At 69.7% G+C, this 15,083-nt stretch carries 11 protein-coding genes; 6 read left to right on the top strand and 5 right to left on the bottom strand.

Features of this window, described 5'->3' with window-relative positions:
• Positions 1 to 54: 54 nt before the first annotated feature.
• From QHF89_RS32455 to QHF89_RS32445, 3 genes are read left to right on the top strand one after another with little or no spacing between them, the layout of a single operon-like run.
• Positions 55 to 1,167: a lysylphosphatidylglycerol synthase transmembrane domain-containing protein gene (locus QHF89_RS32455; RefSeq protein ID WP_284721198.1), complete on the top strand. Its 1,113-nt coding sequence runs from the start codon at positions 55 to 57 to the stop codon at positions 1,165 to 1,167.
• Between the two features lie 30 nt (positions 1,168 to 1,197).
• Positions 1,198 to 1,656, top strand: a complete 459-nt coding sequence (locus tag QHF89_RS32450) for a hypothetical protein (protein WP_136971377.1) — start codon at positions 1,198 to 1,200, stop codon at positions 1,654 to 1,656.
• Positions 1,657 to 1,666: 10 nt separating this feature from the next.
• Positions 1,667 to 2,395, top strand: coding sequence for a glutathione S-transferase family protein (locus tag QHF89_RS32445; protein WP_136971376.1), 729 nt, complete (start codon positions 1,667 to 1,669; stop codon positions 2,393 to 2,395).
• Here QHF89_RS32445 and QHF89_RS32440 read toward each other — a convergent pair.
• The 4 genes from QHF89_RS32440 to QHF89_RS32425 form a co-directional block, all read right to left on the bottom strand.
• Complete coding sequence (locus QHF89_RS32440) at positions 2,392 to 3,795, bottom strand: FAD-dependent oxidoreductase (protein ID WP_136971375.1); 1,404 nt, start codon at positions 3,793 to 3,795, stop codon at positions 2,392 to 2,394. The genes QHF89_RS32445 and QHF89_RS32440 overlap by 4 nt on opposite strands.
• A 23-nt stretch (positions 3,796 to 3,818) precedes the next feature.
• The gene (locus tag QHF89_RS32435; RefSeq protein ID WP_136971374.1) at positions 3,819 to 7,664 is read right to left on the bottom strand and encodes a protein kinase domain-containing protein; all 3,846 of its coding nucleotides are present in this window, start codon (positions 7,662 to 7,664) and stop codon (positions 3,819 to 3,821) included.
• 71 nt (positions 7,665 to 7,735) lie between these two features.
• The gene (locus QHF89_RS32430; protein ID WP_136971373.1) at positions 7,736 to 8,563 is read right to left on the bottom strand and encodes a hypothetical protein; all 828 of its coding nucleotides are present in this window, start codon (positions 8,561 to 8,563) and stop codon (positions 7,736 to 7,738) included.
• On the bottom strand, positions 8,560 to 9,720 hold the full coding sequence (locus QHF89_RS32425) for an endonuclease/exonuclease/phosphatase family protein (RefSeq protein WP_284721197.1): 1,161 nt from the start codon (positions 9,718 to 9,720) through the stop codon (positions 8,560 to 8,562). Before QHF89_RS32425 ends, QHF89_RS32430 begins: the two co-directional genes overlap by 4 nt.
• A 170-nt stretch (positions 9,721 to 9,890) precedes the next feature.
• Here QHF89_RS32425 and QHF89_RS32420 point away from each other — a divergent pair, with 170 nt between their 5' ends.
• A complete protein-coding gene (locus QHF89_RS32420) occupies positions 9,891 to 10,781 on the top strand; it encodes a hypothetical protein (RefSeq protein WP_136971371.1) in 891 nt (296 codons plus the stop codon).
• A gap of 9 nt (positions 10,782 to 10,790) precedes the next feature.
• Positions 10,791 to 12,023 (top strand): hypothetical protein, encoded by a 1,233-nt coding sequence (locus tag QHF89_RS32415; protein ID WP_136971370.1) that lies wholly within the window; start codon positions 10,791 to 10,793, stop codon positions 12,021 to 12,023.
• A gap of 650 nt (positions 12,024 to 12,673) precedes the next feature.
• Here the strand turns inward: QHF89_RS32415 and QHF89_RS32410 are convergent.
• Complete coding sequence (locus QHF89_RS32410; protein ID WP_136971369.1) at positions 12,674 to 14,431, bottom strand: TolB-like translocation protein; 1,758 nt, start codon at positions 14,429 to 14,431, stop codon at positions 12,674 to 12,676.
• A gap of 112 nt (positions 14,432 to 14,543) precedes the next feature.
• Between QHF89_RS32410 and QHF89_RS32405 the strand changes: the two genes are divergently transcribed.
• Entirely contained in the window at positions 14,544 to 15,026 is a 483-nt protein-coding gene (locus QHF89_RS32405) for a hypothetical protein (protein ID WP_136971368.1), read from the top strand.
• Positions 15,027 to 15,083: the final 57 nt, after the last annotated feature.

Raw genomic sequence — 15,083 nt, 5'->3', positions numbered from 1 at the left:
CCGCTCCCCGCTCCTGCCTTGCCCCCGCCCGTTCGTCCTGCCACCCTGCGCGCCGTGTCCGCTGCGGACGAGCCTCTCCCGCCTGCACCCACGCTCGGCCCGAGCGTCGCCCCCGAACGCCTCCACATCCCCTGGCGCGCCCGCCTCGCCATCTCCCTCCTCTGCGGCGTCGGCCTCGCCTGGATCCTCTGGGATGGCGGCCTGCCCATCTACCCGCCGGACGGCGCGTTCGACCGGCTCCGCCCCTGGACCGTCGTCGCCTACGTCGCCTCCCTCGCCGCGGTCCACTGGTTCCGCGCGGCGCGCTGGCGCCACCTGCTCCGGCCCCTCGGCCGGATCTCCCTGCGCGAGGTCGTCGCCGTCTCCTGGGTCGGCTTCGGCGCCATCCTCCTCTCGCCTCTCCGCAGCGGCGAGGTCGTCCGGCCGTACCTCATCACCCGCCGCAGCTCCGTCCGCATGTGGGAGGCGACGGGCACCGTCGGGGCCGAGCGCGTCATCGATGGCCTCGCGCTCAGCACCATCCTCTTCATCGCCCTCCGCTGTGTCACGCCGCTCGATCCCCTCCCCGATCACATCGGCGATCTCGAAGTTCCCGTCGCCGCCGTGCCCGGCGCCGCCATGGGCGTGCTGTTTCTCTTTTGCGCGGCCTTCGTCGCGATGGCCGTCTTCTTTTTCGCCCGCGACTTCGCCCGCCGCGTGACCCAAAAGGTCTTTGGCCTCGTCTCCGCGCCGCTCGGCGAGCGCGTCGCCGACATCGTCGACCGCGTCGCGCAGGGCATCGGCTTCTTGCCCTCGCCGCGCCACCTCGTGCCTTTCCTCCTGGAGACGGCCGCGTACTGGAGCATCAATGCCGCGGGCGTCTGGCTGCTCGCCTGGGGGTCGGGGCTCTCGGGGATCACGCTGGCCGAGGCTTGCGTGACCATGGGTTGCCTCGGCATCGGGATCCTCGTCCCCTCGGGGCCCGGTTATTTCGGCGCGTTTCAGCTCGCCACGTACATGGCCCTCGCCATGTTCTTCCCCGAGGACGTGCTCAAGGGCCCCGGCGCCGCGTTCGTGTTCGTGCTGTATGTGTCCCAGGTGGGATTTCACCTCGTCGCGCTCGGGCTCGGGCTGAGGCTCTTGCGGCGGGCGCCGGAAACCTGGCCCAAGGCCGAAGCTTTGGGGTAAATGCTGGGAATGCGACGAAGGCTCCGGGGCATGGCTCTTTGTGCGTTCCTCCTCGGGGGCGTGGCCCTCGGTCCCGCCTTCGAACGCGAGGCGCTCGCGGCCACGGCCTACGAGTCGCCCTACACCTTCGAGCAGACGTGGGGCACCACGGTCCGCCTCGTCCGCGTGGATCTCGGGCTCGAGATCACGGAGAAGGATCCCGAGCACGGCTACCTGCTCTTCAAGTACACGAGCCCCGAGAGCGGAAAACGCGTGCATGCGGGCTCGATCGAGATCGTGAAGAGCGGCAAGGACGTCGTGCGCGTCACGGTGCAGCTCGCCACGATGCCGAGCTACCACGAGCGGATGATCACCGACGCGCTCGCGAAGAAGTTACACGTCGAGTACGGCGATCCGCCGCGCCGACCCGATCCGCCGCCCCCGGCCCCGCCGCCCGAGAACGACGGCGAAAAGGACGGCAAGGACGGCAAGGACAGCTCCCTTCCCTGAAGGAACGCTCATGCTGACAGTCTACAAATTCGGCCCCGCGTTTGGCTTGCCCGACCTCGGCCCGTTCGTCATCAAGGTCGAGACGTGGCTGCGCATGGCGGGCTTGCCGTATCGCAGCGAGCTCGGAGACTTCCGCAAGGCGCCGAAGGGAAAAATCCCCTACGCGGCGGACGGCGACCGGCTGATCCCCGATTCGAGCCAGATCATCGATTACCTCATCGAGAAGCATGGGGATCGATTGAACGACGGCCGGTTCGGCCCGAAGGAGCGGGCGCTCGGGCTCGCCCTGAAATCGCTGTTCGAGGCAGACCTTTATTTTATCTTCGTGTACTTGCGCTGGTGGCGCGACGAGGATTTCGCCCACGTACGCCCCGTGATCGCGCAGGGCATGATGGCCGGCGGGGTGCCGCGCTTCGCCGTGTCGCCGCTGCTCTCGTTCGCGCAGCGGCAGACGCGCAGCATGCTCAAGGCGCAGGGGATCGGGCGGCACACGCGCGAAGAGGTGTATGCCATGGGCCGCTCGCTCGTGGACGCGGCCTCCGAGCTGCTCGGCGACAAGCCGTATTTCATGGACGACGCGCCCTCGACGCTCGACACGACGGCGTATGGAATGCTCGCGCCGCTCGTCTTCTCGCCCCCCGAGAACCCGGTGAAGGCGCGCGCGCTGGAGAAGGCGAACCTGGTCGCGTTCTGCGAGCGGATCCGCGACAAATATTGGGCGGACGAGCCTGCGGCCTAGGTCGCGGGGCGCGGCGGCGGGGTCGGCGAGAGCGGGGTCGGGTGGAGACGCGCCGCAGCCGCGCCGGCCGCGCCGCCGAGCAGGATCCGCGCGGCGAGATCCGGCTCGAAGAGCGAGCGCGTGGACTTCAGCATGTAATACACGGGCATCACCCGCCGGAGCACCTCGGCGTCGTGGTTCATGGTCCGCAGGATCGAATCGCCGAAGAACGACGCGAACCGCGAGGGCGCCGGCAGATCACTCTTCACGCCCGGGAAGCGCATGTCGGCGCTCGTCGCGAGGCTCCACGCGTCCCGGAGCGCGCGCTGCTGGCTGCCGAAAAAGACCCGCTCGAAGCCGGGATCCCCGAGCGAGACGCGCTCGAGCGTGGATTCGAGGGCGCGGGCCGAGAGCGTGGCGACGGTCATGCCCTGGCCGTACACCGGGTTGAACGTGCAGACGCTGTCGCTCACGGCGACGAAGCCCGGCAGGGGCATTGCGAGCTTGTCGAAGCGGCGCAGGCGATTCTGGTTCGCGCGGCTCGAATAGACCGGCGAGACGGGCCGGCCGAGCTCCGCCATGCGCTGCAACACCGGAGACCGCAGCGCGCCGAGCGCCCGAAAAAACCCCTCCTCGTCGCTCGGCGGGTAGTGCTTGGCGTACCCGACGAGCGTGATGATCCAGCGGCGCCCCTCGACCGGGAAGAGCACGCCGCCGACGAAATGGTTCTCCTCGGGCGAAGGATCGAGCCAGACGAGCTTCCACCAACAATCCGCGGGCAATGCTTCGGGGGCCTCGTACCAGCGGGAGCTATACCCCGAGTGACAATCGACCACCTCCTCGCGCGGGACCTCCGCGCCGAGCGACGCGAGCCACGAAGGCGCCTTCGACGAGCGGCCGCTCGCGTCGACCACGAGATCGGCCGGGAGCGTGAGGTTCGTCCCGCTGCCCCGCTGCACCGCGAGCACCCCCGCGGCCCGTCCGGGCGCGTCCGGGCGAACGTACAGGCCCGTCGCCTCGGTCCTCGGGAGGATCTCCACGCGGCCGCTCTCCCGCAGCCGCCGGCGCACGATGGATTCGGTCAGATCACGGGTCGCCAAATACGCCGTGCAGCCGCTGCGCAGCGGCTGCTGCCAGCCGGGATATCGCAGGACCGCGCCGTCGTAGGAGACGTCGAGCCTGTACGCGCCTTTCGCCTCGTACTCCGCGAGGAAACCCGGGAACAAGGCCTCGAGCTCCTGCGCCCCACGTGTGACGAGGGCGTGCACGTGCCTCGCCTGCGGCACGCCGGCGCGCGCCGTGGGGCCCTCCGGGAGGTCGTCCCGATCGAGGACCGTGATCTTCTCGAAGAATCGTTCGAGCACCCGCGCAGCCGAGAGGCCGGACATGCCCGCACCGATGACGACCGCGTGGTTTTGCATGACCCGAATCTCGTAAAGCGAGGTCAGAGGGGGATCAAGGCCCGGGCCAGGAGATCGGGCCGCGGGGCCCCTTGCGCGTGGAACCACGCGTCGATGTCGTCGATCCGCGCCCGCCCCGCCTCGCCGCCTTCGAGCTCGCCCAAACGCCGCTCGGTCAGGCGTGCGTAAAGCTCCATGTCCGAACGGCGGAACGAGGAGCGCGCGCGCGCGAGGTAGGCGAGGGCGCGATCGACGTCGCCGCGCCGCGCGAACACGGCCGCGCGAATGCCGAGCGCGCACGCGTCGGACCAAGGGGACCGCTCGGGATCGAGGCGATCGGCGAGGGAGAGGGCCTCGCGGACGAGGGGCTCGGGGCGGGCGACCTCACGCGCGCGGGCGAGCGCCGTTCGCGCCTGGAGATCAAAGAGCCGAATCCGGATCGATTTGGCCGTGCGCGGCATCATCGACGCGTGAAGCGCGCCATTCTGCGCGTGCAAGGCCGCGTACGCGCGGCTCCCTTCGCCGAGGTAGAGCAAGGCCTGGGTGCTCGAATAAAAGGCGCCCCAATGCATCGTGTGGTAGCCGCGCGTCGTCCAGCGCGACAGGGCATGGCGGCTCGATGCCATGGCCTCCTCGGGCCGGTCTTCGAGGAGCAGGCCCATCGGCGTCATGAGCACGCCGAGCGCGGTCTCCATGTACCGATCCCCGAGCGCGTCGGCCTCGCTGCGGCATTGGGGCAAGAGGTCGAGCAGGGCGCGGACGTCGCCGACGTAGAAGAGCGCCGTGAGGAGCCACCAGGCATACATGGAGGCGATTTCCCAGGCGATGTTGCTGCACGCCTCGCGAAAGAGCGCGATCGTGCGCTCGCAGAGCACGACGGCCTCGCGGAAGGCGTAACCGTTGTGCGCCGCGAGCGCCTTGCCCGCGCACGACCACGCGATCGCGTGCGGGTGGCCGATGCGGAGCGCGATCGACTCCGCCCGCGCCGCGAGATCCCGCGCCTCGGCGATGTTCTGCGCGCCGCCGCCGAGGCTGCGGAGCACGGCCTCCCAGGCGAAGGCCCGCGCGATGCGGTAGGGCTCGCCGGCCGCGAGCGAGAGCGCGAGGTGCCGCGCCTGAAAGTCGGCGCCGCGGACCGCGTCGACGCCGCCGAGCCCGTTGCCGAGCGACCAGCAGAGGTCGATCCGGTGGAGCACCAAGGGATCGATCGCGTGCTCGGGTTTTTCCTGGAAATCGTAGCCGCGGAACCGCTGCTTCACGCGGGCCACGGCGACATTGACGAACGAGCGCCCCGGCGTCGCGGGATACGGGAGGCCCACGGCCGGCAGGAGCTCGCGTGCCGCGGTGAGGCCTTCGTCCATGTGACCGGCGCGCAAGGAATGCTCGACGGCCCGCTGCCGCGCCACGAGGGCGGGCCGCGCGTCGAGCCGCGCCGCCGCGGAGAGGAACACACGCGCCGCCTCGGCTCCGCGCCCGGCCTTCGCGAGCGCGTCGCCGAGCCTGAGCTCGAGCGCGCCCACGTCCGCGGGCTCCGCGTGCTCCAGGGCCAGCCGATAAAGCGTCGCGGCCCGATCAAACGCGAGCACCTGCTCGGCGCGTCGAGCCGCGCGCTCCATGTAGGCCCGCGCGCGCGAAGGCTCGCCCGCCGTCCGGAAGTGCATCGCGAGCGCGGCCGGATCGGCATTGCTCATCGTCTCCATGGCCTGGCCGAGCGCGTGGTGCCGCGCGCGCAGATCCCCCTCGGCGAGCCCCTGCACCACGGACTCGCGGATCTTGTCGTGGTACGTCTCGACGCGCGCCTCGTCCCGCCCACCCTTCGCGCGGAGCAGGCCCTCGGCCCGCAGGAGGGCGAGCGCGCGGCTGTTCTCCTCGTCCCCGAGCGCCGCGGCCTCCTTGATGAGAACGGGCTCGATCGGCCGCCCCGCCGTGCTCACGATTTCCAGCACGAGCCGCGCCGCCGCCGGGAGCAAGGCCACGCGCGCCGCCACGACCCCGCGCAGGTCGAGCCCCTCGCTCGTGTGCCCGGCGAGGAGGTAGCGCGCGAGCTCCTGCACGAAAAACGGGCTCCCCGCGGCTTCCCGCGCGATCCGGGCCGCCGTCCTTTGCGCGTCCTCGCCATCCTCGCCGAGGATCGACCGCGCGAGCGCCTCGGCGTCCTCGGTCGCGAGCGGACCCACGACGACCTCGCGCGCAAGGAGGCCCGGCGTGGGCGTATGCGCCGAAGGCAAACGCTCCACGAGCGCGCACCCGCGTGCTTCCTCGGTCCGGTAACTCGCGACGAGGAAAAGCGCGGGCGCGGGCGCCGCGAGCAGGGCTTCGAGCAGCGCGGCGCTGTCCGCGTCGGCCCATTGGAGATCGTCGAGGGAGAGCACGACCGGCCGCTTTCCCGCGAGGTTCACGAAGAGCCTGCGCAGGGCCTCGAACGCGCGCCGCCGCAGCTCGTGCGGATCGGGCGCCTCGGGCTCGCTCCCCTCCTCGGCGAGCCGGCCGAGCACCGGGAAGAGCCGCGCGAGCGAGGAAAACCCCGGGGGCAGGAGGCCCGCGCGGTCGTCCGGATCGATCTCCCCGAGCAGCCGCGCGAGCGCGTCGATCGCGCCGTCGAACGCCTTGTACGGCACCCATTCGCGCTCGTGGCAGCGGCCTTCGAGCAAGATCGGCGCGCGCTCTTCGACGAGCGCGTCCAGGAAATGCCGCACGAGATCCGATTTGCCCATTCCGGACGTGCCGTGCACGTGCAGCACCACGGGCTGGTGTTCCCCGACGCACGCGTCGAACGCCGCGCGCATCGCCGCGACCTCGCGGGCGCGGCCCATGAAGCCCGGACGCGCGCCGCGCATCACGGACGCCGGGGGCGGGGCGCTCTCCGCCGCGGCGCCGGTGATGCGAAGGATCTCCTCGGCCCCTGCCCGCGCGCGCGGGTCCCGCGCGAGCAGGCGCAGGGCGAGCTCCGCCAGATCCGCCGGCGCGGAGGGCACGATCTCCCGCGGATCGGGCGGATCAACGAGGTGCTTCGTATAGAGCAGGTCCTCGATGCTCGTCCCTTCGAAGAGGTGCGGTACGACGCCCGTGAGCGCCTCGTAGAGCATCACGCCGACCGAGTACCAATCCGAGCTCCCGTCCCCCGCCGCGCCCGTCGCTTGCTCCGGCGACATGTACGCGGGCGTGCCCACCACGAGCACGCGGTCGCGCGCGAGCGACTCGAACGATCCCACGAGGCCAAAATCGAGGATTTTTACGTGGCCCTCCGGCGTGACGAGCACGTTCGAGGGCTTGAGGTCGCGGTGCACGCGGCCCGTGCGGTGGATGGCGGCGACGCCCTTCGCGAGCCCCACGAGGCTCTGGCGCAGCCGCTCCTCGTCGAGCACGCCTTGCGCGTCGGGCTGCTCGAGCGGCAGGCGCGGGAGCTCGGCGCCGCTCATGGGCAACGTCACCATGGCGATGGTCCCGTGCGCCCCCGCAACGGCGGGCACGTCCATGGTGACGGCGTTCGCGAACTCGGCGGCCATCGCGCGTTTGGCCGTGGGCAAGGGCGGGAGCGTGATCGCCGACGCGTCGCTTCGTTCCTCGCGGCTCGGCCGCACGTAGCGGAGGAAGCTCACGCCCCGCACGAGCTCCATCGTCAGGTAGAAGCGGCCCTCGTCGAAGAAGAGCTCGTGCAGGGCGACGAGGTTGTCGTGCGCGACGTCGGCGAGCGCGCGGAACTCTTGCTTGAAGGCATAAAGCGCGGCCGGATCCATGGAGAGGAGCGCCTTCAAGGCGACGTCCACGCCGAGGGATCGATCGAGCGCCTCGTACACCACGCCGAAGCCGCCCTGCCCGAGGCAACGGCGGATCAGGAAGCGCCGGCTGAGCTCCTCGGAGACGGACGGCAATTGCGCGAGATGTTCCACGATCGGAAGCTCCCCTCCCCCTCGACTCCGCTCCCGGCGGGAGAGGAGAGAAGGGTCGCTCTAGCCTCGCTTCACCGGGGCCGGAGAATCAAGTCGAACGTCGGGAAAAAATCGTTCGTTCGCACGGGGACCCTGCGCCACCGCCCGTCGCCCCCTTTTTCGAGGACCTTTTCGCGCTGATCGTAATTGTACCAGATGCCGCCGAGCGCGACGCGCACCGTCTTGCCGAGCCCGATCTCGATCCCGACCTCGGCGCTCGCGTAGAACGGCGAGCGCGGCGGGTGCGGGCTCCGCCCGATCGCATATCCGTTCACGGCGGCGCGGGCCCGCAGCCAATCGAGGATCGCGTAATCGTAGGCGAGGCCGGTCCGGACGCGGAAGCCGTTCAGCGCCGGCGCGAAGAGCAGCTCGAGCGGCGCGTACGACTCCAGCGGCGTCGCAGGGTTGTCGCCGAGCGAAAAGCCGACCGTCGTCTCCAGCCGCCCCGTCAGGACGCCGCGCTCGCCGCCCGAGATCCAGAGCCCCGCCGTCGGCGCGACCACCCAGCCGGGCCGCTGCCCCGACGTCTCCCACGTCGGGAACAGATATCCCTGCGTCAGGCGCATCGCGCCGGTCGGTACGGAAAGTCCGTATTCACCCGTCACGACGACCCCCTTGCCGAGATGGCCGAGCTCGCCGCGGAACGTGACGTTCGGCGAGAGCAGGAGCCAGGGCACGATCATCGTGGTGACCTCCCAGCCGCCGCCGAGCCCGAGTTCGAACGGCGAGAGGAGCCCGGCGGAGAGTTTTCCCTTGTCGAGGACCCGCGCCGTCTCGCGCGCGGGCATCGGATCGGCCTCGGCGAGGGCCGGCGAGAGCAGGGCGAGGAGCCCGAGCGCTGCGAACACGGCTCGCTTCACGGCGTCCCTCCCCCGAGCACCCACGTCCCCACGACGGGCGCGTGATCACTGAGCATCAGCGGATCACTCTGGATCCCTTGCCTGCCCGGCTCCTGGAGCACGTCCGTAGAGCCCGGGGCCCAGGCGTCGGCCTTCGTGACGAAGAGGTAATCGAGGGTGCGGTTCCAGAACTGCGGATTGCCCATGGCATCGTTGTGCAGCGGCCCGGCCACGGTATGCGTGAACGACCGCCGCTGCTGGGCCTCGGTGGTGCCGTAGGCTTCGAGGCTCACCCAGGGAACGTAATCGTCGTAAAACTTCTGCATGATCTCCGGCGTGTACGGGGGCTGCTCGTACTCGGTCCCGAGGGAGCTCGGGTGTTCGTCGGGGAAACCGACGAGCTTGATCGCGTTCGGGGGCAGCTCGTTGAAATCGCCGCCGAGCACGAACGGGCGCGTCTCCTTTTTGATTTCGTCGTAGATCTGCTGGATCTGCCGGCCCTTCGTGCCGTCGACATCGTAGGCCTCGGTGTGCACGACGTACGCGGCCACGTCGCGGCCCGCGCCCACGTCGATCACAGCGCGCCCGATCATGCGGTGAATGTAGAACTTGGCCGTGATCCCGTCCTGATCGGTGCGATCCTCCTGCCGGATCCGCTCGGCGAACGTGATGGGGTATTTCGAGAAGATCGCGTTGCCGAGATCCATCCGGCCGACGCCCTCGGAGGGGATGAAGCGGCTGTTCCAGGTCTGGATGTAGGCCGCGTAATTGAGGCTCGTGCCCTCCAGCATGCCCTGCACCATGTCGTAGTAGGCGCTGCGCCGGGAGTTCACCTCGATCTCCTCGGTCATGAGGATATCGGGGTCGTACTCGTTCACGAGGCGGTAGAGGTCGGCCATGTTAGAGACCACCTCCTGCCGCGTCATCTGCACGCGGTCGCCCCAGTAATCGAACCAGAAGTCGATCCGCGCGGCGCCGTATTTCACGTTCCAGGCCATCACCTTGAGCGTGGCGGGCGCGGGCTCGGCGGGCGGCACGAGCGTGCTGCGCGTCGTGACCTGGACCTCCTGGCGGACGAAATCGAGGTCGTCCGCGAGCGGCTCGCAGGCCGGGAGCAAGGCGAGGAGCGCCGACATCGTGAGCGCGAACGACGCGCGGCGGCGGGTGAGGAGTGCCATGACCGCCCATGCTACCCGCCACGCCCCGATGGTTGAAAGATCCTTACAAGTGGCCCCCGTCACGGGCCGGTTCAGCCGGCGCGGAAAAGCTCTGCGGGTCTGCAATTCCTTCGAATGAAGGCGCCGGGTTCCCGCTTGACACAATCGATCCGCTCGATTCTCATCGCAGGATGTCCCGCGCCTCCCTCCTCCTCGCATTCACTCCTCTGGCCGCCGCCGCGCTCCTCGTGGCTCCCGACGCGTCGGCGACGAACTTCTCGCTCTGGATTCACGGCCGGAACACCGGCACCGCGACCAAGGCGGGCAATTACACCGACTTCTCCTACTGGGGTTCGTCGGGGACCGCGGCCGGCGTCAACAAGAAGGCCGTCAACTGGGACGGCAAGAGCCGCATCTCCGAGCAGAACTACCGCATCCGCGACGCCCTCGATTGCTACTGTACGGGCTCGAACTGGTGTTACATCGCCGCCCACAGCGCCGGCGACGCCCAGATCGGCTACGCGCTGGCGGAATTCGGCGGCTCGTCGCGCAGCATCAAAAACGCGACCCCGGCCTCGAACGGCACGTGTGGCAATGCGGGCGGCACGCAGACCGGCTGGAACATCAAGTGGGTCGACGTCGCGAGCGGCGCCGGCGGCGGCAGCGAGCTCGCGAACATCGGCGCCTGGGCGGTGAGCGACAAGCTCACGGACGACCTGAAGACGGCCACGATGCGTGGCCTCTACGACCACAACCAGACCCGCGGAAAGTGGTTTTACATGTTCGCGGGCGCGAAGGGCACGCTCTACTCGGGCACGCTGGCCGGTCAGGACGACGAGGCGGTCGGATACCACTCGACCGGCGGCGTCTCCGTGGAGGGCAGCTTCTGCAACCCGGGGGATCTCCTGTGCGGTGGCACGCTCACGACGGGCTCGGGCGCGACGAGCAACAACAAGGCGAAGTGGTCGTTCCACTCGGTCCTTCTCCGCGACGACGCCGAGCAGTACAACCATTACGCGAACGGCGCCTGGGGAGGGATCATCGCCCCGGTGCGCGCCGACATGGTCGCCGACGCCCTGTAATTCCTCCGCGTGACGAAACGATTGCCAGGAAAAACGACCTCCCCGCGGCCGGGACGGCGACGCCTCGCCCTCGGGGCGGTCGTCCTCGCCGCAGGCCTCCTGCTCTTCTGGCAACGCGATCGCCTCTCGCCGCGGCGCGCGCCCTCCGAAGAGGAGCTGCTCGCCGCGGCCCCCACGCGCGCGGCAGGAGACACGCCTGCCCCTCGCCAAGACGGTCCGAAGTCCCGATGGGTGGCCCCGAAAAACGCGGGCGAGGACGGGGCGGAGGTGAGCGCGCGTGCGCTCGCCGAAAGGCGCCTGGAGCGCAGGCGGCACACGCTCGAAGGGTATTTGCAGGCGACACGGTACCCGCCCGGCGCGCGCCCGCTCTCGGAAAAACCCGACCTCCAAAAGGCGCATTCCGTCTCGAAGAGCACGCAGCCGCTCGCGCGGTCGGACAAGAAGCTCACGGACGCGCGCGTGACGCTGGAGCAGGATCGCCTGTATCTCGTCGGCGACGAGGCCGCGCGCCTCCGGGTCTCGTGCACCACGAGCGAAGGCCCTGCGCGGTGCGAGGTCCTGCGCGCCATGGCCCGCGTCCCGGAGACGATGCCGCAAGGAGACAACATGCCCACAGCCCCCGTCGTATTCGCCGACGAGGGCGCGGGCGGATCCTCGATCGCCGCGCTCTTCGCCCCGGCGAAGGAGGGGTTCGGCGGCTACCACGGCCCCATCGCGGTGAACGTCGATCTGCGCATCGACGGCGAGGAAGGCGGCGCGCGCTTCGACGTGATCTACACCCCCGCGCCACCGGCCCGCTTGACGGGCGACGTGCGCGAGGTCCTCGAAGACGGCTCGCTTTGCTTGTACCTGCGCCTCGCCGTAGACAAACCGGGCCGCTACGTGGTCGTGGGCCGCGTGGACGACGCCGACGGAGACGGCTTCGCCTACCTGGAGCACAACGAGCCGCTCAGCGCGGGCGCGCAGGAGGCAAAAATGTGCATTTTCGGCAAACTCGTCCTCGACGAGCAGGCCAAATCCCCGTTCGTGTTGCGCGACGTGGAGGCATACCTGCTGAAAGAAGACACCTACCCCGACCGCGAGCTCGTCCCGGGGCGCGACGGGCCTTTCCACACGACGAAGGCCTATGCGCAGAGCGTGTTTTCCGACGCAGAATGGCAGAGCGAGGAGCGGGACCGCCACGTGAAGGAGTTCACGAAGGACGTGAAGGAAGCAGAAGACGCGCTCGAAGCCCTTCCTTGAGACCGGAAGCGGACCGGGGCGCCGCCCCGGACCCCGCGGGGGGCTGTCCGCCCCCTCGACCCCGGACCAGCGAGGCGCTGGACCCAGGGTTGAAAAACTGCGCGATGCGCAGTTTTTCAAACAGGCCGACGAAGGAGCCGGGTTGCCAGCCGAACCAGCAGCGCGGCTGTCTTGGTGGGGAACGCCGTTGCCAGTCTTGACCGGGCCTGTTCGATGAACTGCGCATCGCGCAGTTCATCGAGCTTGGGTCCAGCCCCTGGCTGGTCCGGGGTGCAGGGGGCGGACAGCCCCCTGCTGGGGCCTGGGGCAACGCCCCAGCTCCGCGCAGGTGACGGTCTTCGCGTGGAAAACGGCGTGCAACGTTGCGCGAGGGCGCCGCACGGGATGGACGACGGTGCGGCGTCGTTGCGCGAGGCGCGGCCACGGCGTGGACGCCGGGCGCGTAACGTTTCCGATCCCACCGCCATGAGGGTTCGCCGCGCGCGCAACGTTTCCGAGCGCACTTCCAGGACCTGGACGCCGCTCGTGCAACGTTTCCGCACCCTCGGCCACGGCGTGTCCGCGCCTTGCGCAACGTTTCCGGGGCGACTGCCATGAGGTGGGCGTCGCTCGCGCAACGATGCGCGCCGCGTGCCATGCGGGAGAAGCTGCTATTGCGGCGGTTCGATCTGGAACACGTCCCAGGCTGGCGTGTGGTTGTTCTCCTCCGGGACCTGCGACGTCACGTAGAGCGCGGGGTAGGTCTTTTCGATGACCTCGGTGCCGTCGGGCTGCACCTTCGTCACGACGCCGCTCACGAAGAGCTGCGGGTTGTTCAGGTCGCGCCGCTTTGAGCTGAACGTCAGCCAGTAATACTTTTTCCCCTGGAATGCCTCGGCGCTCGGCGCCCAGCGCGGCCACGAGTTCGTGATGCCCGGACTCGGCCGGTTCACGCAGGCCGGCGGATCGTTGGCGGCCACGCGCACGGGCTCGCCGCCCTTCGCCGGCACCACGAAGACCTCGGCCATCGGCTCGTCGTACGAATCCGCCCAGTTTACGCCGTCGAACTTGTAGGGCGCGAACCGATTGAACGCGAGCAGCGTGTCGCCCGGCGAGATGACGGGGTAAAACTCCAGAAACCCGGGATCACTCGCGCCGGGCAGCGGCGTCGCATTGCCGCCCTGCCGGTCGTTGAAGGGCACCGTGTAGATGTCCATCGTCGTGTCGGCGTCCGTGATGCCTGTGACGACGCCTTCGCCGGAGGTCGTGGCCGTCGTGTATGCGATCGTCGTCCCGTCGTGCCAGAACGTTGGCGACGCGGGGGCGTGGGTGTCCCCGATACGCGGGAGAATGCCCGAGCCCGTCACCGGGTCCAGCGTATGAAGGTCGGTCCAGACGAGCTCGTTCTTGTTCCCCGTGAACGCAGGGTCGATCATGACCGTGATGGCGACGGCGTCCTGCGCCGTGTAACGCTTCTCCGAGAGCGTCGGCGCCGATTGCTTTTGCCGTCCGAGCAGCCCGAGCGCCACGGACGAGACCTGCGCCTCCGTGGGCAAACCCGCCGTCCCGTCCACCTTTCGCGCCGTGACGGTCCGCGTGCCGAGGGTCGCGTCACGCGTGAAAAACGTGAGCGCGCCGTCCGGCGACGAGGCGTGGCAAGCCACGCACGTCGTATCGCCGCCCATGATCTCGGGCGAGAGCACCGTCGTCAACTGGGTGTCGCCAATGGAAAAACCCTTCAATGCGGTCTTGCCCGAGCCCGGCGCGCCCGTCGTCCAGTAAACGATCGAGCCCGGCGCCGCCACGGGCGCCACGTGGACCACGCCCTCGGTGCCGGCGAGCGGACCGGCGACGAGCTGGCCGCCGTCGATCTGCCCGCTCCGCACGGTCATCTTGATGTCGCGGCCCGCGCTGTGCCCCGCGAGCCCGGACCATATCTCCGCGGGAATCGTGTACGAGGTGGCCGAGGTGTAGACCCAAAGCTCGTTCACCTGGTTGTCGACCTTGAGCCGAAGCTCGAAGACATTGTGACCCGCCGGCGCAATCCATTCGAAGCGCAGCGGTGTCCAGTTGGTCGGGACGAGCGCGTCCACCGGCGGCTCCGAGAGGCATGGGCCGCCCTGCGGCTCTCCGGGCATGCCCTGGAAGAGAGCGGGCGCCTCGGCGGGCGCGCCCATGTCGAGCTGCGGACCGGCAGGGAAATCAACGAACGGTCCGTCCGGATTGGGGCCGCTGCCAATAAACGTCCCCCCTTCCCCGCCCGCGCCGGCCGAGCCGCCCGATCCGGAGGCCCCGGCCCCGCCGGTTCCCTGGGTGGCCGACGAACCCCCCACGCTGCTGGAAGAGCACGATACCCCGGTCGCGCCGAGCGCAGCGGCCGAGGCCAAGGCCAAGAGGAGCGCGAGATCGCGCCGAAGTGTAGTTGTCATGAACGGATGATCGGGAGCCACCGGCCGGCGTCAAGGCAGAGACGCCGAGCTCGCCCGATTGCGACAGGATGCCCACGGTTGACAACCAAGCCCCCGGCGCAACGGGACCTACATGGCGGCGAGGGGGAGACAAAGGACGGTCATCGCGCTCTCGGGCGGCGTGATCGCGGGCATTTTCGCAGGAATCGTGGCGAGCCTGTACGGGCTCCTTTCCCAGGTGGCGCAGGGCCGCGACCCGTGGGGCGTGTTCAAGTGGGCCTCGGCGCCGTTCCTCCACGAACGCGCCTTCGCGCCCGGCTTCGACGCAGGCGCCGTGGTGCTCGGCATCCTCCTGCATTTCGCCGTGTCGATCGGCTGGGGCGCGCTGTTCGGCCTGCTCGTCTTCGGCGCGAACGTGTTCCGCACGCTCGTGTTCGGCGCAGCGTACGGCGTGATCGTCTGGTTCGTCATGTACCGGTTCGTCTTGCCCGCCGTGGGCCTCGGCGCCGTCGCAGAGCGCGTGCCCGTGGGTCCGGCGATCCTCGAACACGTGGTCTTCGGGCTCGCGCTCGCCGTCGGGTTTCTCCCGTTCCAGCGACGCGCCCCCATGGTTTGACCGAGGATCTCCACGTTCCGCCCCCTTCCGAAGGGGCGTTCGCCTCGACTAGGATGC

Source organism: Polyangium sorediatum, from assembly GCF_029946465.1.
Taxonomy (GTDB): Bacteria; Myxococcota_A; Polyangia; order Polyangiales; family Polyangiaceae; genus Polyangium; species Polyangium fumosum.
This window is presented reverse-complemented; position numbering and strand designations above follow the sequence as displayed.